This window comes from Hymenobacter sp. UYAg731, assembly GCF_054061335.1.
The window spans coordinates 64,895-83,461 of the sequence record NZ_JBSSEC010000009.1 but is presented as its reverse complement, the minus strand read 5'-3'; the positions used below and the strand labels follow the sequence as shown (position 1 = coordinate 83,461).

Here is an 18,567-nt window from a genome sequence, read left to right as displayed (position 1 = left end):
GACGTTCTGATGACATTTCACCGACTTTTTCCACACACTCCCAAGTAGTTATTTCCCGCCCGCCTCTCCTTCTTCCATAACGCCATGAAATTCCGACTACTTCTAACCAGTTTCATCCGATTGGTCGCCCTCTTTTTGTGGTTTCTGTCCGTTGGGCACGCCACTCAGGCGGCGGTTATTTTCTACAGCCAAAGCGGAAACAACGTCACGTTTAAGCTGGACAAAGGCCTGATGCGCGTGCGGGTGTGCAAGGTCGACATTGTGCAGGTGCAGTACACGGTGCTGCCCGCTTTTCCAGCGAAAACCTCCCTGGTAGTGAACAACCCTTGGGAGGGGAAAACGCCGTTCAACATAGCGGAGAAAAACGGGCGCATCACCATCACCACGGCCAAGATGAAAGTGGTGGTCGACAAAGCCACCAACGCCCTGACCTACACCGACCTCAACGGCGCGGTTATCGCCGCGGAGGCGGCGAACAACAAGACCATGACAGCGGCCACCATTGCGGGCATCCCGACTTACACCTGCGCAACGCAGTTCCGTTCGCCGGCCGATGAAGGGCTGTTTGGCCTGGGCTGCCACCCCGAAGATTCGCTGTCCATCAACTACAAGGGCCGCAATCAGGACCTGCTGATTAAGTACCTGACCGGGGCCATTCCGGTGCTGCTTTCCACAAAGGGCTACGGGTTGTTATGGGACAATTATTCGGCCTCCAATTTCTACGGCTCCGAGGCCAATAAAACCGCTTACAAGTACGTATCGGAAAGCGGGCAGCTGGTGGATTATTATTTCTTCTACGGCCCCGAGTTTGACCATATTATCGACTCATATCGTACGGCCACGGGCAAGGCGCCCATGTACCCGAAATGGGCTTTCGGGCTGTTCCAGTCGCAGGACCGGTACAAGTCCCAGGCAGAGGTGCTGTCGGTGAAAGACGGGTACCGCAAAAACCACATTCCGGTGGATGTAATTGTGCAGGATTGGTTCTACTGGGAGCCGCTGCCCATTGGCTCGCACATCATGAACCCCGCCCGCTACCCCAACCCCCGGGCCATGGTGGAGGAATTGCACCAAGCCAACCTGCACGCCATGATATCGATTTGGCCGGTGTTCGGCAAAAACACCGCTAACTACGACGCCATGGCGAAAGCCGGCAACCTGACCAGCATCACCTGGGACAATTTCGTGGCCAAAACCTTCGACACGTACTACGACGCCCACAGCCCGAAAGCGCGCGCCATGTACTGGCAGCAGGCCCGCGACAGCCTTGTGAAAAAAGGCAACTGGGACGCATGGTGGGTGGACCAGTGCGAGCCCGACAACGGGGCCTTGCTCGATGAGCGCCGCAAAGCCGTGTTCTCGGTGGGCAAGGGCATCGACTACTTCAACAGCTATTCCCTGGAGCACACCAAAGGCCTATACAAGGGCTGGCGCGCCGACATGCCCGGCCGGCGGGCCTACTTTCTGGTGCGCCAGGCTTTTGCCGGCCAGCAGCGCAACGCCACCACCCTGTGGTCGTCGGACATCCTCACCACCTTCCGGGATTTGCGCAACCAAGTGCCCCAGGGCCTCAACGCCTGCGCGTCGGGCATTCCGTACTGGACCTCGGACATTGGCGGCTATCGGTCGAACACCGCGCCGGAGGGCATTCCCGACTGGAAAGACCCGCAGGCGCGGGAGCTGTTCACGCGCTGGTTTCAGTTCGGGGCCTTCAGCCCCATTTTCCGCATTCACGGCAAGGGCGAGCGGGCGTTATTTTCCGACAATTGGGACGCGCCTACCAAAGCCATTCTGCTGAAATACGACCAGCTGCGCTACCGCCTGCTGCCCTACATCTACTCCCTGGCCGGCCGCGTTACCACCGAGAACTACACCCTGATGCGGGCGCTGCCCTTCGACTTCCGCCAGGACCCGAACGTGTACAGCATCCCCGACCAGTATATGTTCGGTCCCGCGTTTTTGGTTAATCCTGTGACGCAGCAGCTGTATACCGGCTCGAAGGCCGCGGCCCATGTGAGCACCCGCAAAGTCTACTTGCCGGCCGCCACCAAATGGTACAACTTCTGGACCGGCGAAACCCTGGACGGGGGCCAGACCATCGACGCGCCCGCGCCCATCGACACTCTGCCGCTCTACGTGCGGGCCGGCTCCATCATCCCGATGGGGCCCAATGTGGAATATGCCACGCAAGAAGCCACGGGCCCGCTGGAGCTGCGTATTTACCCCGGCGCCGATGGCGAGTTCACGTTTTACGAGGACGAAAACGATAACTACAATTACGAAAAAGGCAGCGCGGCCACGTTCAAATTCCGGTGGAATGATAAGGCGCGGCAGCTCACCATTTCGGGCCGCAGCGGCACGTTCCCCGGCATGCAGGCCACCCGTTCTTTCAACGTGGTGCTGGTGAAGCCCGGCGTGGGCGTGAACGTGGCCCTGGCTACAAAATTTGATAAAATTGTGGCCTATAACGGCCAGGCCACTACCGTCAAATTGTGATTCCTCCCTTGAGCCTTGTTAATGCTTGTCTGTAGTAACGGAACAGCCTGTTGAGCTTGTCGAAACATATTCCCCGCAGAACCAGCTCTGATTAGTTACTCGGGAAAGATGCTTCGAAAAGCTTAGCACAACGGCCTGTTTTGTAACTAGAAGGTTTGTTCACTGGGCTGCACTCTCAGTGGGGCGCAGCGTTCCGAACCTACTTTTCAACGTTATACTTCCGCAGATACTCGCGCACTTTCAGGCCGGCCTCTTTCAGGTCCTCGTCTTTCCAGTGGCCGGTGGCGCTGGCCGTCTTTTTGAGGATGGAGCAGGTTTCGTCCTTGTCCGACACCGACCAGGTGACCCAGCTGAGGCGGTGGGCTTCCATCCAGTCGATGTACTCCTGCCAGGCCGCGTAGTTGAGCGGGCCGTCGCCGGAGGCTTCCATGCCGGCTGATTCGGAGATGAAGATTGGCAGGCCGCTTTTGATGGCTTCATCGGTCCGGTCGCGCAGCGGCTTTTGGTGCGTGGCGGCGTAAAAATGCATCGTGTACATCAGGTTTTGCTGGCCCGTGATGGGGTTGGCCGCGGGCAGGTTCACGTCCTGGTCCCAATGTGGGGAACCAACCAGGATGACGTTGTCCGGGTCGTTCTGACGAATTACCTTGATAACTTCTTCAGCGTAAGCCTTTACTGCGTCCCACGTTTCGTAATCGGGCTCGTTAAACACCTCATAAATGATGTTCGGGCGCTTGCCGTACTTCTTCGATATTTCCCCAAAGAAGGCCTTAGCTTCCGCTAAATTGATGTTGTGGCTATGCCAGTCCACGATGACGTAGATGTCGGATTTGATGGCACCGTCAATCACTGCCGTGGTTCGCTCCATCGAGAAAGCCGGGTCTTTCTGGTAGCTGCGGTTGCCAACTTCAATGCCCATAGCGGCGCGCACCACGTTGCAGTTGAAATCCTCTTTCAGCCACTGCACCGCTTCCTGGTTGTAGAAACGTGGCCACAGGCTATGCCAGCCAAAGCTCAGCCCGCGCAACACAATGGGCTCCCCCTTTTTACCCACGAGCTGCGTGCCTTTCACGCTCAGCTGGCCGTGCCGACGCACGAAGTTTGGCTTGCTCCTGGCTCCGTGTTCCGCCGCACGCAAAGCCATTGGGACAATGGTTTCGGCTGGCTCACGGGGTTGCGCGGCCGCTGGCAGCAACAAAGCTCCCAGCACGACAAGCGCTGCGGTTTTTCTCAAACGCTGCATAGGGGCTGACTGATACAATTGGTGTAATCCAGAACTGCGCGGGTAACGCGGAATAGGCCATTATTAGTTAACCGGATAAATTCGGGCCGCCCAGCCGCCGCCGGGGCTAAGGGCTATTTTCAGCCGGTCTTTCGACGAGATTTTCACTACTTCGCGCTGGTAGTCGGTGGCGTCGCGGTCGGCGTTCATGCCATCGCGGAAAATGACGGCTTCGTAGGTACCATCGCCCAGAAACGAGCAGTCCAGGGTCATTTCGCGGGCGTTCCAGTTGCTCATGGCGCCCACGTACCAGGTGTCGGCTTTTTTGCGGGCCAGGGCCACATACTCGCCCACCTTGCCATCAAGGGCCACGGTCTGGTCGAAGGTGGTGGGAATCCGGGCGATGAAGTCGGTGCTTTCCTGCTCCTTTTTGTACGCCGTGGGGCTGTCCGACAGCATTTGCAGCGGGGCTTCAAACACCACGTACATGGCCAGTTGGTGGCTGCGCGTGCCCTGGCTCATGGGCAGCGAGTGGCTGAGGTGGTATTCCGATTTGATGGCGTTGCGCATGGCACCGGGCGTGTAGTCCATGGGCCCAGCCATCATCCGGATGTAGGGCAGCGTCACGTCGTAGCGCGGCACGTCGTCGGCGGGCGTCCACTTGAAGTTTTCGAGGCCCTTCACACCCTCGTAGCCTATCACGTTGGGGTAAGTGCGCTGCAGGCCGTCGGGCTTGTGCATGCCGTGGAAGTCGACCAGCAACTTGTAGTCGGCGGCTTTGCGGGCGAGTTCGTAGGAGGACCGCACCATCTTCTGGTCGTCGCGGTCGAGGAAGTCAATCTTGAAACCCTTGACGCCCATGGCCGAATACTGCTTGTAAGCCGCCTCCATTTTCTCGGTGAGCGAGCGCCAGTTGGCCCACAGCATGATGCCCACGTTCTTCTGCTTGCCGTAGCTAATGAGCTCCGCCAAATCAATCTTCGGCGAGACTTTCAAAAAGTCCGTTTCCTCCGACCAGCCTTCGTCCAGAATGACGTAATCGAGGTTGTTGGCGGCGGCAAAATCGATGTAGTATTTGTAGGTGGGCGTATTCAGGCCGGCCTTGAAGTCGACGTGCGAAATGTTCCAGTCGTTCCACCAGTCCCAGGCCACTTTGCCCGGCTTTATCCACTTTGCGTCCTTCACCCGCGACGGCGACGCCAACTTGTACACCATGTCGTTGTCGGCCAACTGCTTGTCTTCCGAGCTAATGACCACTGCCCGCCACGGGAAATTGCGATTGCCACTGGTTTTGGCGATATAGTTTTCGCGCCGGGGCACCACCAGTTGAATATCGTGGAAGCCGCCGGGCTGCTCCTCGGCCGGGTACCGGGCAAAATCGCCGTGCAGGCCCGAAGCGGGCACCTCATTGCTCTTGAGGAACATGCCGGGGTAGTCCTCCACGTCGGCCTCCAGAATGACGGCCTTTTTCTGCTCGCCCACGGCCACCAGCGCCGGCAAAAAGGCCAGGGAGTCCTTATTCGCTCGCGACAGCTTTTGGGCCGAATACAAGCTCTCGAACGACGACATGTAGGGGTCGTTCGGCACCCGCAGGTCGCGCACAAACGGAATCAGGGACTCGTAGTCCTGCGCGAAATTGAAGGTGGCCTGCTCGTTGAGTACGGTTAAGCTGCCCTTGCGGCTGGTGAAGAAGCGGTAAGCCACGCCGTCGTTGTAGGCGCGGGCCACCAGGCCGTAGCCGCCCTTCAGCGTGAGCGTGAGCTGGTTGTAGTTATCCGAAATCTGGCTTCGCTTATAGATGGGCGACGCGATGGTGGTATTGACGGAAGTGGTTTTGATGCTGCTCACGACCGGGTTTCTGCCGAGCACTTCGCCGCCGGCCAGGGCCAGTGAGATTTCCGAGGGCGTGATGACGGGCGTGGCTTCGTGCTGCACCGACCAGCGCAGCGTGGACCCGGCCTGCACCAGCAGGTCCAGCTTGCCATCGGGCGACTTGAGGTGATAGTCGCGAGTGGGGGGGGATGCGGCGGCCCCGCCGGTGGCAAAGAACAAGCCCAGAAGGGCAATACGATGGGTCATAGCGAAGCAAGGTGGGTGGGAAATCAGTATCTCAATCGACAACTGAATACATTGCAGCAAAATCGTTTAAGCACCGCCAAGAAACAACTTTTTTGATACAAATGCTGCGAGACTACCTTCGCTTTCGGCTGTGCTTTCTTGTTGAGGAGCGCCAATCCTCTGCCCCCTTGGCTTGCGCTCCCGCCAAAACCTTCCACTAAGTAATCCAGAGGCCTTTATGTACACTTGCTTCCAGCTAAAACTGCCGAGCAGTCGGAGCATTTTTTTTACGAATGGCTTTTTCCATCCCACCCGCAACCATGAATTTCCCGCTCGACAAACGAAAATTTTTATGCGTTTTATTGGGATTATTTCTCTTGACTTGTGCCCCTGCCATGGGCCAACCCACGCAGGTTCAGTACCTCTCCGGCCGCGGCAACGATGACCCGGTGAAGTGGGATTTTAGATGCACCCGCGGACGCAACAGCGGCAAGTGGACCAAAATCGGGGTACCATCCAACTGGGAGGCGCAGGGCTTCGGCACCTACAGCTACGGGTTTGCGAAAGAGGACCCCGAAGAAGCCGGGCTCTACCGACGCACGTTTTCCGTGCCTGCCGCCTGGCAGCAGAAGCGAGTCTTCCTGGTGTTCGATGGCTCCATGACTGACACCGAGGTGAAGGTGAACGGGCAGTTGGCCGGTCCCATTCACCAAGGCTCGTTCTACCGCTTTCGCTACGACATCACGCCGCTGGTGAAGGCGGGCCGTCCGAACAAGCTGGAAGTGACCGTGCATAAGGTGTCGGCCAACGCGACGGTGAACGAGGCCGAGCGCACCGCCGATTTTTGGGTGTTTGGCGGCATTTTCCGGCCCGTGTTTCTGGAAGCGTATCCGCAGGAGCATTTGGAGCGGCTGGCTCTCGATGCCCGCGCCGATGGCTCGCTGCGGGTGGATGCGTACGTGGCCGGCGTGCAGGCGGCCACTACGGTGCAGGCCCAGGTGAAAACCCTCGCCGGGCAACCCGTGAGCACCCCGATTACGGCCGCCATTATGCCGGGCAGCGCGGTGGTGCGGCTGCAAGGGCAATTCCCGAATCCGGCGTTGTGGTCGCCGGAATTCCCCAACTTATACCGAGTGGAAGTGACCTTGAAAAACGGCGCCACTACGCTGCACTCCGTCACCGAAACCTTCGGCTTTCGCACCGTGGAACTGCGCCCGCGCGACGGCTTCTTCGTAAACGGGCAGCGCATTCGGTTCAGGGGCGTCAACCGGGGCTCGTTCTGGCCCACTTCAGGGCGCACCACCAGCCGCCGCATCAGCGAGCTGGATGCCAACCTGATAAAGGACATGAACATGAACGCCGTGCGCATGTCGCACTACCCGCCCGACGAGCATTTCCTGCAAGTGTGCGACTCGCTCGGGCTGTTGGTGATTGACGAGCTGACTGGTTGGCAATACCCGCCCTACGACACCGAAGTGGGCCACAAACTGGTGAAGGAAATGCTGTTTCGCGACGTGAACCACCCCAGCATCGTGCTGTGGGCCAACGGCAACGAGGGCGGCTTCAACTACGACCTGCTGCCCGACTACCCCAAGTACGACCCGCAAAACCGCCCCGTGATTCAGCCCTGGATGAACATCAACGGCATGAACACATCGCACTACATCGGCTACGATTACGGCCTGAACACCTTCTTCAACGGCCCTGATGTGTTCTTTCCCACCGAATTTCTGCACGGCCTCTACGACGGCGGGCACGGTGCCGGCCTCGACGATTTCTGGAACCTGATGCGCAGCCGCCCCACCTCGGCCGGCGGCTTCTTGTGGGACTTTTGCGACCAAGCCGTGGTGCGCCTCGACCGCAAAAATGCCTTGGACACCAACGGCAATTCCGCAGCCGACGGCATTCTGGGCCCCTATCGTGAAAAGGAAGGCAGCTTCTTCACCATCAAAGAAGTATGGGCGCCCATTTTCTTCCCCAAACGCTACCTCACGCCGCAATTTGATGGCAAGCTGGCGGTGGAAAACCGCTTCGATTTCACCAACCTCAGCCAATGCACCTTCCGCTGGAAGCTCAAGAAGTTTAACAGCTTCAGCCCTGCCGATACGGCCACAATCGTCGGCACCGCGCCCGCGACTGACGTGCTGCCCCAGGCCAGCGGCACACTAACGCTGTCCCTGCCCACCGGCTGGCAGACCTATGACGTGCTCTACTTGACGGCGCGCGACCTCTACGGCCGGGAAGTATTCACGTGGTCGTGGCCCATTTCGCGACCTGAGCAAGTGGCCCAGCGGTTGGTAACGAAAGGCACGGGCCCCATAGCCGTCCGCGAAGACGCCGAGCAGTTGACCCTGGAAGCCAGCGGGGTGGAAATAACCCTGGACAAGAAAACGGGCCTGCTCAAAAGCGTGCGCAACGCCAAAAAAGCCATTTCGCTGGCCAATGGACCCGTGCTGCTGGAGAGCGACGCCCAGTTCCAGGGCCTGCGCCACACCGACACGCTGGGCACCCATGTGATAGAAGCGCGCTACACCGGTAAAGACCGATTCCAAGTGCGGTGGACGATGTACCCCTCGGGCTGGCTCGAATTGCGCTACCAGTACCAGCAGGGCGGCGCGCACGAGCTGCTGGGTGTGACGTTCACCTACCCCGAAGCGCAGGTGACGGGCATGCAGCTACTGGCCAACGGCCCCTACCGCGTTTGGAAAAGCCGTCTGAAAGGCACCACGCTCAATTCCTGGAACAAAACCTACAACAACACCGTGACCGGCGAAACATGGCTCTATCCCGAATTCAAGGGCTACTACGCCAACTTCTACGGGGCCCGCCTGCACACCCGCGAAGCCGATTTTACGGTGCTCTCGGGCAGCGAGAACCTCTTCCTGCACATGCTCAACCCGGCCGTGCCCAATGGCGCGGCGCGCACCAATTCCACTGCCGCGTTTCCCGTAGCGGGCGGCATCTCCTTTCTGCACGGCATCAGCGCCATTGGCACCAAAACCCAGAAAGCCGAAACCCTAGGTCCACAAAGCCAGCTGAACATAGTCACCGCCAACGGCCACACCGACGACCAGCGGGGCATTCTATATTTCGATTTCCGCTAGAAAGGCTGTTGTCTTCGGCAGCATCGCGCTCATCATGGCACTGCTCAACGCCCTAATCCTTTATAAGACCAGGCGCTCTTTGAAAGCAAGCCCAATGATGGGCAGATAATCGAGCTTCTGGCTACAGCGTCGGAGACTACTTGCGCCAACTTTGTTTTCCGGCTCGCCCAGCGCCGCGAGTATGTATTCCAGTCACACCCTCTGCAGGCAAACGCCGCAGTTAGGAACCCTACTGAAAGACTCTTTGACATTGGCCGAGCACAGCCAATTCCGCAGGAAGCATTTACGGCAAGCTGCGCCTCAAGACCAAGCAAGCAAAGTAACGGAGCTTCGGTTTCCCATTCCTCCAACTGCTGAGCAGGCTACTTGCTCTTCAGACCTTGGCCGGCTGGAGTCTGCCGCTGTGCCCGGTTGCAACTGTACTCGGCGAAGCAGTCCTCTGTGGGTGAGATAGTGAATATTGAACACCTGACCCGTGCGGCCATTGCCATCTTTAAACGGGTGAATGGCCTCGAACTGGAAATACCATCATGCACTTTTTCGACCGGCTTCCCGAGTCTATGTAAAAACTCGCGTCTCGCATGACGCTCCACTATCACTTACTCGATTAGCATTCTGTTTCGTGACGAGTATAACCCGTTGATATTTCAGTACAACAAGTCTTATCAGCGTAATCATTGTTGTCACTCCTCTTCAAGATGCTGGATTAGACCATTTGATTGAACCTCTTTTTGAATGAGAAAAAATCCTTCTAAACCTCGTTTAGAAAGAGAATCGAGAACTATACCAGCAACTTGTCAATCTAATTATCGACTTGTGTAGCAATACCAAAAAGGGATTGAATCTCCTGAAGGCAAGCTGGCAAACATGATGTATAGTCTATGAAGCTGTTTAGGAAGTAGGTAACGGTATGCAAAAACGCAAAAACCTCCCACAATACAGGCGAAATTTGGGATGCGACCCGACTCATTTCACTTGCCTCATGTGCCTTCTTGTAGCAGCGAGGGGATAAAATTACTCTAAGCGGTCTCGGCTGGCTTTCGCAGGCTGCGCAGCCCGTTGGGCTGCACCTCCACTTGGCTAGGAAAGGTATACTTGCCCAAGCGGTTGATGTACTCGTACCGAGCAGGTGAGAGGCGTGCCAAGTCCTCGTCGCGCACCTCCACGCCTTCGGCCCGTAGTGCTTGCACTACCTGCTGCAGGTAAACCGTATTCCAGAGCACAACGAGGTTGGTGACCAGGTTCAAGGCACCTACGACTTCCTGTTGGGCTTCTTCCTGCTTGCGGCGGATGTGCCCGTCGCCGCCAAACCAGAGAAACACCCGCAACGCGTGCAGCCGCTCGCCCTTGTTGAGTTGCACGTGAATTTTGCGCCGCAAGGGCTGACTGAGCAGGTAGCGCAGGATGAGGTTGGTCTTGATAAGCCACCCATACTGCTGCAAGACATAGGTCAGGTTGTGCTGGCGCGGGTAGGCCTGCAGCTTGCTGACGAAGAGCGAGGCAGTCACGTAGCCGAGCTTAAACGAGCCGGCTACCCACAGTAAGTCGTCGAAACGAGCCGCGATGTAGCCCGGCTGCACGTGGCCCGTGAAGTGCAGGCCGGGATAAGTCAGTTCCCGGCCCTGGATGCGGCAGAGCTTCTGGTCGCCAATGTCACGCAGCCGCGGCGAGTACTGCAAGCCCAGCAGGTCAAAGAGCCCGAAAATCAGGTCGGTGTAACCATGCGTATCGGTCGCGTGCTCAACGATGACCACGTCGGTCTCGTGGCCCAGCACTTCGTCCAGCACGTAGGTGGCGTCGCGTTCGGTGGCGGGGATGACTTTGCTGCCGTACTGGACGTAGTAGTCGGCCGTGTGGGTGTAGAAGCTTACTCCTCGCCGCCATCGGCTGCGAAAAAGCGGTAGCCCTCAACCTGAACACCGCCGCTGCGCAGCTCGTCATCGAAGCCAAGCTTGCCGACGACGGGCAACCCTGCCAGGTGCAGCTGAGCCGCTCGGTGAACTACACCGATTCCAACGTTTACCCGCCCGTGACCGGGGCCGTGTTAGTGCTGCGTTTCGTGGAAGAATTACTGGCCGAAGAAATTTGTCAGGAACTGAGCCTGTCAACGTCCAACCACCAAGCCTTAAGCCGCACATACCTCGCGAGTAGGAGAGTCGCCGGACCAAAGTTTAAGCGCAAAACCCTGGCAGCTGTGCAGCTGCCAGGGTTTTGCGCTTGGATACTACGTAGAAAAACGGTTAGTTGTAGCGAAGCTGCTTAAGTTATTGAATAACGATACGCTGGGTTTTAGTAGTATCACCTTTGAAGCGCAGCAGGTAAACGCCGGGCTTCAGCATTTCGCTGGGAAGGCTAATCTGTGTTTGCTTTCCCACGCTCACCTGCGCCAGCACCCGACCCATAACATCAAGCACCTCAATGATGCTTACATTCATGCTGCTGTTTTTCAACTCAATGTTTATCCGGTCGTTGGCGGGGTTAGGATAAACGGAGATGGCATCGTTAGCTAAAGCGCTGGCCGTTGCCGAAACCACGCTGCAATTGGTGGCTGTAGCGCCCAGGCCAGTAATGGGGGCGCTTGAGCTGGCAACCAAAAGCTTATCCAGTTGCGCCCCGCCGCCGGCACTGTAGGCAATGGTTACCGTGTGCGGGCCTACTGGCAGGGTCGCGTCTTTCAATTTTACCCAACGCCAGGTACCGCCGGCATTCACTTCTTTCACGCTGGCATCGTCGATGTAATAGGTATTGGCAATCTGGCCCATATCGAACAAAAAAGTGGTGGAGGCGAGGGAAGCCGTGATGGTCCAGGACACTTGCTGCCACGCCGTGCCGATGGTTTGGTCGGCTTGGTATTGGGCACTGCTGGGGCCGCTTGACAGCCGGATGGAGCCGCCGGCCGCCGCAGCTTTCACCCAGTAAGAAATCACATATTGTTTGCCAATAGTCGTTGGAAAGGCGGCGCTTGACACCTGCACCTTCCACTGGTTGCCGGTTTGGGCGGTTGGGTTCACCACTTTCAGCGAGCCGCTGCCGGTATGGGCCTCTGCCGCCACCGAATTGGCCGTGATGGTCGCGCCATTCACATTCAGCGTTGTCCAGCCGGTTAGGCCACCTTCAAAGTCCGTGTTGGCTAATAACTGGCTACTCACGGTTTGAAAAGCCCCGTTGTCAACCTTCATCCAGTAGGCATAATCTTCCGTGGCGGGCACGTTCAGCCGGGCCAGAAAATTGTAAGTGCCGGCGCTATCCGTGGTAAAAGGTAGCACTAGGGAGGCCGCCGCCGCAGTGGGGGCGGTGGCCGGGCTGCTCAGCCCGGCCTGGACTTTGACATAGCTTCCGTTGGAGGCGGTGGCATCGCTCACCACGCTCCAGTTCGAGCCTACCGTGGCGCACTCGGCTTCCAGCCAGATTCTTTTCCCCAGCGGCTCGGCCGGCAAAGCCGGTAAAACGGGGTTGTTGGTGCCCCACCACTGGTACCAGCGCTGGTAATCCAAGGTGGGGAATGGATGCACCGCAATATTGGTGTTAACGGTGGTGTTGCCCACTAAGAATTTATCGACAAACGCTTCCATGGCGGGCAGTTGGGTAGCCGGCACCGCGCAGTGATTGTGTGCGCCGTCGATGTAAAAACCAAACCGGTCGCTGATGCCAAACGTGCTCCACACTACGCTCGCCGCCCGGGCCGATACATACGCCGCCGGGTTGGCGAGCCACTCGAAATCGGTGTTGGCCGTCACCAGCAGGGCTCGCGGCGCAATCATGGCCATGAGCTCGTGGTGGTCGTGCGGCATCCTGACCACGTTGGTGTCGGCAAACTGTACCATGTCGTCCTTGAACCAGCGGTAGTCGGTGGCACCCAGCTTTTCCACGGCACCCAGGGTTTCCGATACGCGCCAGGCCGGCGCGCCGCCCCCGCCCGATTCCTGCGCTATGGTGAGGGCCACACGCTCATCAAAGGCTCCGGAAAACAGCGCCATCTTGCCCGCGTAGGAACAGCCGGTGACGCCAATGCGCTGCAGGTTGATGGGCAGGCTGGCCTGCACCAGCTCCAGGCCGTCGATGATGCGGCTCACGCCCCAGGCCCACGCGCTGTACTGGCCCGAATTGGCCAGCGTTTGGTTGGGGTACAGCCGATAGTAAGGGTCCGTGAGTTGGGGGTTGCCGTAGGTGGTTACCTGGTTGTGGTTGAAGGTGATGGTGGCAATATTGCGGCTGGAAAACACGGTGGTCGGCACACTCCCCGAAGGGCTGTTCATGCCAATAATGGCCGGAAATGGCCCGGTCCCCGTGGGCAGGGTCACCTGCGAGGTCAGCGTCATCGTTTGTCCGTTGGCCGTCACGTTCACGGTGAGCACGCCGGCCGCGTAGCTGGCCGTAATGTTCTGCGGTCGGGTCGGCTTGGTGCCGATTTCGTAGTTCTCAATCTGGGCCTTGATTTCATTGCGTCGGCATTCCCAATCGCTGAAACTCGTGGAGCGCCCGTTGCCATTGGCCCACTTGAAGGGGTCGGGGAGGGGCGCTATTTTGGGTAGCTGGCTGAAGATTGGCAAAGCCGGAGCGGCGCAGTTGGCCCCCGTGTTTTCCGCCGAATACACCAATGGGGTTTGCGCAAAAACGCCCAGGCCGCTGACGCTCAGCAACAGGGCTAAAATCGTACTTTTCGTTTTCATGTTCTACTGGGTGGGTGAAAGAAATGGTGTGACAGGATAGCAAAACAGGCCGGTTTGGTTAGGTGGCCGGGCAGGTCATCGGGGTGTAGTCATAGGCGATTAGTGAGGAGCATGGGTAAAAAAGGAGCGAAATCCAGCAAAATGATGGTTGCCAGCTGCTAGCGCTTTTCAATCGTCCGGGTTTCCACCAGATGTCCATGTTGACTGATTTTCACCAGGTAGGCCCCGGCCGGTAAGCCCGTCCCCACTTGCAGGCTGCCGCTGCCCCGGTGAGTGCTCACCAGCTTGCCATCCAGCGAATAAATAGCGGCCTCGAACTGGCCGGGCAGCGCCACGGTCAGTTCCTCGGCGAAAGGGTTGGGCCAGGCGCTGGCGCCCGCGCCGGCCCCCTGGGAGCGGGTGCCGGTCACGGCCGCGTTGGCTATCTGGATGGTCCCCTGGTCGGGGGTGGCCTCAAACACCACGTACCGCACCCCGCCGCTGGTTACCACGCTGGACGCTACCGGCGTGGTGCCCCGCGTGATGGCGGCTCCGGTCCAGGCCGTGGGCAGCTGCCGCCGCACCGTTATGGGCACGTCGTACACCAGGTCGGGCAGGTTGTCGGTTAGCGTCATGGTGAACTGCGTGGCCGACACGGTGGTCTCGGTCAGCACGGCCGCGTTGCGCTCCTTGATGTACTTCACCACGTCGGAAAACGTGCCTACCCAGAAGTCCCCAATGTTGGTGTTCATGTAAGCCAGGTGCCCGGCCAGTTCCGTCGACTGCGTGGGCGAGTAGCCGCCGTCGCTGTTGATGCCGTGGGTCAGGAATACGCACCAGCCCCGGGCCGTTTTAGCCGCATCGACCTTAGCATTGAAGTTAGCCGCAGTCTGCACCATGCCCGTGGTGCCCGTGATGATGGCGCTGAGGTTGTAGAAGTCGCCGGGCGTGGCCGGCATTATCTGGCCGCTGCACACCCGGCCCGCGATGTAATAGCTCTGAATGGTCGGCACGTCCCCCGCCACGCAGTTCGGGTAGGCCACCGTTTCGCATTTGGCCGTGGGCACGTTGGCCTTGATGGTGGCCTGCGACTGCTGCAGCTCCGTGAGCTGCTGGGCCACAGGGAGGCCGCCGAGGCTGGGGTGCGTCACGGTGTGACTGGTCACCTCGTGCCCATTAGCCGAGGCCGTGCGCAGGCCCGCCCAGTTCGGCCCCCAGTTGGTGACGGTGAACAGCGTGGTCTTGAAGTTGTACTGGTCGAACAGCGGGATGGCCACCGGCAGCTGGTTGCTGGTATTATCGTCCAGCGTGTAGGTCACGGCGGCTGTCTTAAAGCCGCGCCAAGGGGCTACCTCATAGGCGGAATTCACCTGGGCCCGCAGCGTGGCGGGAATGCCTATCACCACGCCGGTAGCCAGCAAAAAGGGGTATAACTTATTCATTACAAATGGAATGGAAGACTATAGAAAAGAAAGCCTGATAACACGGTCGGGCATGCCAAACCCTGGGGCTGCCCCGCCGTCCTGCTGGTGGCAGGGCAACCCCGTAATCTGGTCAGTTGGTTGATGCGTTACTCCACCAACAGCTTCTGGCTATTGACGCCCGCCGCGCTTTGCAGGCGCAGCGTGTAGAGGCCCGGGGCTACGCCCGGCAGCGCCAGCGAGCGCACGGCCTCCGCGCTGGCGGGCAGCACGTGGCGAAGCACCGGCTGGCCCAGCGTGTTGAGCAACTGTACCTCCACGGCCTGCTGGCGAAGGGCCACCGGCAAGCTCAGCGACACTCTTCCCGCCGTGGCCGGGTTGGGGTACACGGCGATGCCCGCGCTGGCCGCCGAAGTCGCTTTAGTGGCCAGCGCCATAGTCTGGACATAGTTGCGTAGCCACACCATGGTCGGGCGCTCGGTGGCGTCGGCGTTCACCAGGTTTGCGCCCTGGGCGGTGCGCCAGTGGCCCACGCGGTAGCCCCACATCGTCACGCCCTTCACGCTGGGGTTCTCCCAAAACAGGGGGAACACCCGCTGGTACTCGGCCAGCTGCGCAGCATCGCCAGGGCCGTCAGAGTCGTACTCCGTGACGTAGAGCGGCACGTTGGTAGCGGCCAGCGTGGCCAGATTGCCGTTGATGGTAGCGGCCGTCTGCCCCGCCGTGGAGAAGGCGTGGCCCTGAATGCCCACGCCGTCAATCAGATTGCGGAGTTTGAGCAGGTTGATGATGGTGGCGTATGTGGCCGCCCGGGTGGCGGAGTTCTCCACGCTGTACTCATTTATCATGAGCTTGGCATTGGGGAAATACTGCCGCGCCAGCTGGAACGAGGCGATAATCCAGTCGTAGCCGGTGGTACCGGTGCCGCCCAGCGCGTTGATGTAGCCGCCCCCGTCGGCCGCCGCCGAGCCGGCCGGCGTGCTGGGTGAGCCCACCGTGACAAAGCCCGTTGGCGGGGTATTGATGGGCTCATTCACCACATCAATGTGGTCGATATTGGGGTAGCGGGCCGCCACCGCCGCAAACCACGCGTTGATGGCCGCCAACTGGTCGGCGCTCGACAGGTTCTTGACCCAAGTAGGCTGCTGGGCTCCCCAAATCAGGTTGTGCATCCGAAACAGGTATTGCGGGCCGGTGGCGGGCTTGGCCTGGGCGTAGGCATTGTCGAGGTCGGTCCAGTTGAAGGCACCCTGCGTGGGCTGCACGCTGCCCCACTTGCCGCCATTTTCGGGCGTTACGGAGTTCCAGTAGGCCCCGAAGTTGGGGGCTTGCTGTGCGCTGTGGGCGCAGCCCAGGTACTTGGGCTTGCCGGTGGTCAGCGGCGGGCCGGTGGGCACAAACGTCGAGGGCACCGTGGTCGAGCCCGCCGTGCCGTTGTCGAGGTTGGCCACCGTGAAATACAGGCCCGTTCTACCAAAAGCGAACTTATCGAAGTCCAGACCGTCCTCGCGGGCCCCAATCTGGAAGGTTTGGGTGAGCGCTCCAGTCGGCACCGTGAAGGTGGTGCCGGTAACGCCGTAGCCCGCGTATTTTGACATATTCAGCCATTTCCACACGCCGGTACCGCTGCCTCCGCCGCCGTCGACGGGCAGGGTGGAGTTGGGTTCGTAGCCCACGTTAAATAGGCCGTTGGCATTCAGCCAGTCACTGCCCATCACGGGGCTCTTGGCCCCAAAGCCTGTGGCGTAGAAGTAGCTGTCGTCATTGGCCCCGCCGGCCCCCACCCGCATCCGGGCGTAGAGGTCGTAGGTGCCGGCCGCCGGAAACGTGACGGTGTACGTCAGCACCCGGTTGGCGGTGGCCGGGGCCGAAGCTCCCACACCGCCGCCCGGCGAGGTTGTGGCCGTAAAGGCTGCCACATCTGTCAGCGACGTGGCGTAGGTGACGGCCGGGACCGTACCAGTAGCCGTAGCGGTCAGGAAAGACCAGTCGCCGGCCAATGCACTGGTCGAAGTTGGAGCAGTTGACGTACCGGTTTCGGCCTGCACGACTACGGGAGTATTCTGGGCCAATAGCGGGCTAACATGGCTACTGAGCGCAACTGCTAATGCCAGGAGGTAGGGTTGAGGTTTCTTCATAATGAGGAAGATGGGGTGGGAGTAAGGCGTTCAACCGGAACATGGGCCGCCAGTGGCAACCCCGTTGAATACCTTAAAATTAATTCCCTTATTACCTCATTAATACACTGTTTATTAAGGTTATGTGTTGATTATTTACTGCAAACGTTTGTGATATATATAACAACCGTTTGTGATAGGAAAATAATTTTTGTTTCGTTTATCATTGAGAGTCCGCCGCGCACAAGTGGCGTAGCGCGGAGTAGGTTGTCGCGACTCGGTACCCAGGATATGAACCCGCGCTAAATGCTCAGTCTAAATAAGTCGCCTTGGCCCTTCAGGGATGACTGCCGAATTATCAAGTCGCCAGCGATAACGAACGTGCGCGGCTGAAAAGCTTCCTTCTCCCGAATCTGCTCCAGCATAAGCCGCGCAGCCTGCTGGCCAATGCGGTAGGGGTGAAGGTCGACCGTAGTGAGACTCGGCTCAATCATGGCGGCCATGAACTCATCACCAAACCCTACGACGGCAATATCCTGGGGCACTCGGTAGCCCCGTTTTTTCAGGGCCACCAACAGGTCAAAGGCGTTGGTGTAGTTGATGGCGAAAATGGCGTCGGGGGGCACGGGCAGGGCTAGCCATGCGTCGAGTGTGGCTTCGGTTTCCTCGGTCCGGAACTCAATATGCACTTCGTATTCGGGGTATAGGGGCAAGTTGTAGCGCTTGAGGGCGTGCTGGTAGCCGCTGACGCGGTTGCGGCTAATTAGTAGGGACTCAGGCCCCGCCAAAATGGCAATGCGCCGGGCTCCCTGCTGAATAAGGTGCTCAGTGATGTTGAAAGCGCCATTCCAGTCATCGAGAATGACTTTAGCGCTATCCACTTCGTCGCTCACCCGGTCGAAATGAACGACCGGAATGTTGCGGCAGGCCCGGGATTTTACGTGGTCGAAGTTTTCGGTTTCGCGGGAGTGGCATATCAGCAGGCCATCTACCTGGCTGGCCACCAAGGCCTGCACGTTGCTCACTTCGGTGCGGTACGACTCCTTGGACTGGCAAATCATGACCCGGTAGCCCGCCTCGGTGGCCACAGCCTGAATGCCGCTTACGGCCGTGGCAAAAAATGGCCGCTCCAGGTCCGGAATCAGCACGCCCAGGGTATGGGTTTCGCGGCTTTTTAGGCTCTGTGCCAATAAATTGGGCTGGTAGTCGAGTAGGCGGGCCGCATCCAGAATGGCTTGGCGCGTGACGGGACTAATGTCCGTGTGCCCGTTAAGCGCCCGCGAAACGGTGGAGGAGGCTACCCCCACCGCCTTGGCCACGTCGCCGATGGTAGTCTGGGTTCGGCGGCGGTCCGGGGCGGGGCCGGGTTTCTCCTCCGTGAAGTGGTAGTCGCATGCCTTGCAGAGGTAGCGCTGCCGCCCTCGCACAAAGCCCGCCTTCAATACCGAATCAGCAAGTTTACACTTGACGCAGGTTGTCATGAAAAATTGAATTTAAATT

At 59.1% G+C, this 18,567-nt stretch carries 8 protein-coding genes and 2 pseudogenes; 2 read left to right on the top strand and 8 right to left on the bottom strand.

The window, feature by feature from the left end; genetic code table 11:
* The first annotated feature begins 84 nt into the window (after positions 1 to 84).
* Positions 85 to 2,496 (top strand): glycoside hydrolase family 31 protein, encoded by a 2,412-nt coding sequence (locus tag ACVWYF_RS21720; RefSeq protein WP_457072144.1) that lies wholly within the window; start codon positions 85 to 87, stop codon positions 2,494 to 2,496.
* A 199-nt stretch (positions 2,497 to 2,695) separates the two neighbouring features.
* Here ACVWYF_RS21720 and ACVWYF_RS21715 read toward each other — a convergent pair whose 3' ends face one another.
* Together ACVWYF_RS21715 and ACVWYF_RS21710 are read right to left on the bottom strand one after the other, a co-directional pair.
* Positions 2,696 to 3,592 carry a glycoside hydrolase family 5 protein gene (locus ACVWYF_RS21715; protein WP_457072142.1) on the bottom strand — a complete coding sequence of 299 codons (897 nt, stop codon included), beginning with the start codon at positions 3,590 to 3,592 and terminating at the stop codon, positions 2,696 to 2,698.
* Positions 3,593 to 3,802: 210 nt separating this feature from the next.
* On the bottom strand, positions 3,803 to 5,797 hold the full coding sequence (locus tag ACVWYF_RS21710) for a glycoside hydrolase family 97 protein (protein WP_457072140.1): 1,995 nt from the start codon (positions 5,795 to 5,797) through the stop codon (positions 3,803 to 3,805).
* 374 nt (positions 5,798 to 6,171) lie between these two features.
* Between ACVWYF_RS21710 and ACVWYF_RS21705 the strand changes: the two genes are divergently transcribed.
* Complete coding sequence (locus tag ACVWYF_RS21705; RefSeq protein WP_457072138.1) at positions 6,172 to 8,880, top strand: glycoside hydrolase family 2 TIM barrel-domain containing protein; 2,709 nt, start codon at positions 6,172 to 6,174, stop codon at positions 8,878 to 8,880.
* Positions 8,881 to 9,180: 300 nt separating this feature from the next.
* Here ACVWYF_RS21705 and ACVWYF_RS21700 read toward each other — a convergent pair.
* From ACVWYF_RS21700 to ACVWYF_RS21675, 6 genes and pseudogenes are all read right to left on the bottom strand, one after another.
* Positions 9,181 to 9,393, bottom strand: a pseudogene (locus ACVWYF_RS21700) (hypothetical protein); the annotation flags it as partial.
* Positions 9,394 to 9,899: 506 nt separating this feature from the next.
* A pseudogene (locus ACVWYF_RS21695) lies at positions 9,900 to 10,748 on the bottom strand (Tn3 family transposase); the annotation flags it as partial.
* A gap of 396 nt (positions 10,749 to 11,144) precedes the next feature.
* Positions 11,145 to 13,550 carry a glucuronyl esterase domain-containing protein gene (locus ACVWYF_RS21690; protein WP_457072136.1) on the bottom strand — a complete coding sequence of 802 codons (2,406 nt, stop codon included), beginning with the start codon at positions 13,548 to 13,550 and terminating at the stop codon, positions 11,145 to 11,147.
* A 158-nt stretch (positions 13,551 to 13,708) separates the two neighbouring features.
* Positions 13,709 to 14,971: a polysaccharide deacetylase family protein gene (locus ACVWYF_RS21685; protein WP_457072134.1), complete on the bottom strand. Its 1,263-nt coding sequence runs from the start codon at positions 14,969 to 14,971 to the stop codon at positions 13,709 to 13,711.
* Between the two features lie 128 nt (positions 14,972 to 15,099).
* The gene (locus ACVWYF_RS21680; protein WP_457072132.1) at positions 15,100 to 17,088 is read right to left on the bottom strand and encodes an endo-1,4-beta-xylanase; all 1,989 of its coding nucleotides are present in this window, start codon (positions 17,086 to 17,088) and stop codon (positions 15,100 to 15,102) included.
* 281 nt (positions 17,089 to 17,369) lie between these two features.
* On the bottom strand, positions 17,370 to 18,548 hold the full coding sequence (locus tag ACVWYF_RS21675; protein WP_457072130.1) for a LacI family DNA-binding transcriptional regulator: 1,179 nt from the start codon (positions 18,546 to 18,548) through the stop codon (positions 17,370 to 17,372).
* Positions 18,549 to 18,567 lie beyond the last annotated feature (19 nt).

What these genes read in the sequence shown, in the direction of transcription:
- ACVWYF_RS21720 (WP_457072144.1), top strand. Translation starts at nt 85, where the DNA reads ATGAAATTCCGACTACTTCTAACCAGTTTCATCCGATTGGTCGCCCTC.
- ACVWYF_RS21710 (WP_457072140.1), bottom strand. Translation starts at nt 5,797, where the DNA reads ATGACCCATCGTATTGCCCTTCTGGGCTTGTTCTTTGCCACCGGCGGG.
- ACVWYF_RS21705 (WP_457072138.1), top strand. Translation starts at nt 6,172, where the DNA reads ATGGGCCAACCCACGCAGGTTCAGTACCTCTCCGGCCGCGGCAACGAT.
- ACVWYF_RS21690 (WP_457072136.1), bottom strand. Translation starts at nt 13,550, where the DNA reads ATGAAAACGAAAAGTACGATTTTAGCCCTGTTGCTGAGCGTCAGCGGC.
- ACVWYF_RS21685 (WP_457072134.1), bottom strand. Translation starts at nt 14,971, where the DNA reads ATGAATAAGTTATACCCCTTTTTGCTGGCTACCGGCGTGGTGATAGGC.
- ACVWYF_RS21680 (WP_457072132.1), bottom strand. Translation starts at nt 17,088, where the DNA reads ATGAAGAAACCTCAACCCTACCTCCTGGCATTAGCAGTTGCGCTCAGT.
- ACVWYF_RS21675 (WP_457072130.1), bottom strand. Translation starts at nt 18,548, where the DNA reads ATGACAACCTGCGTCAAGTGTAAACTTGCTGATTCGGTATTGAAGGCG.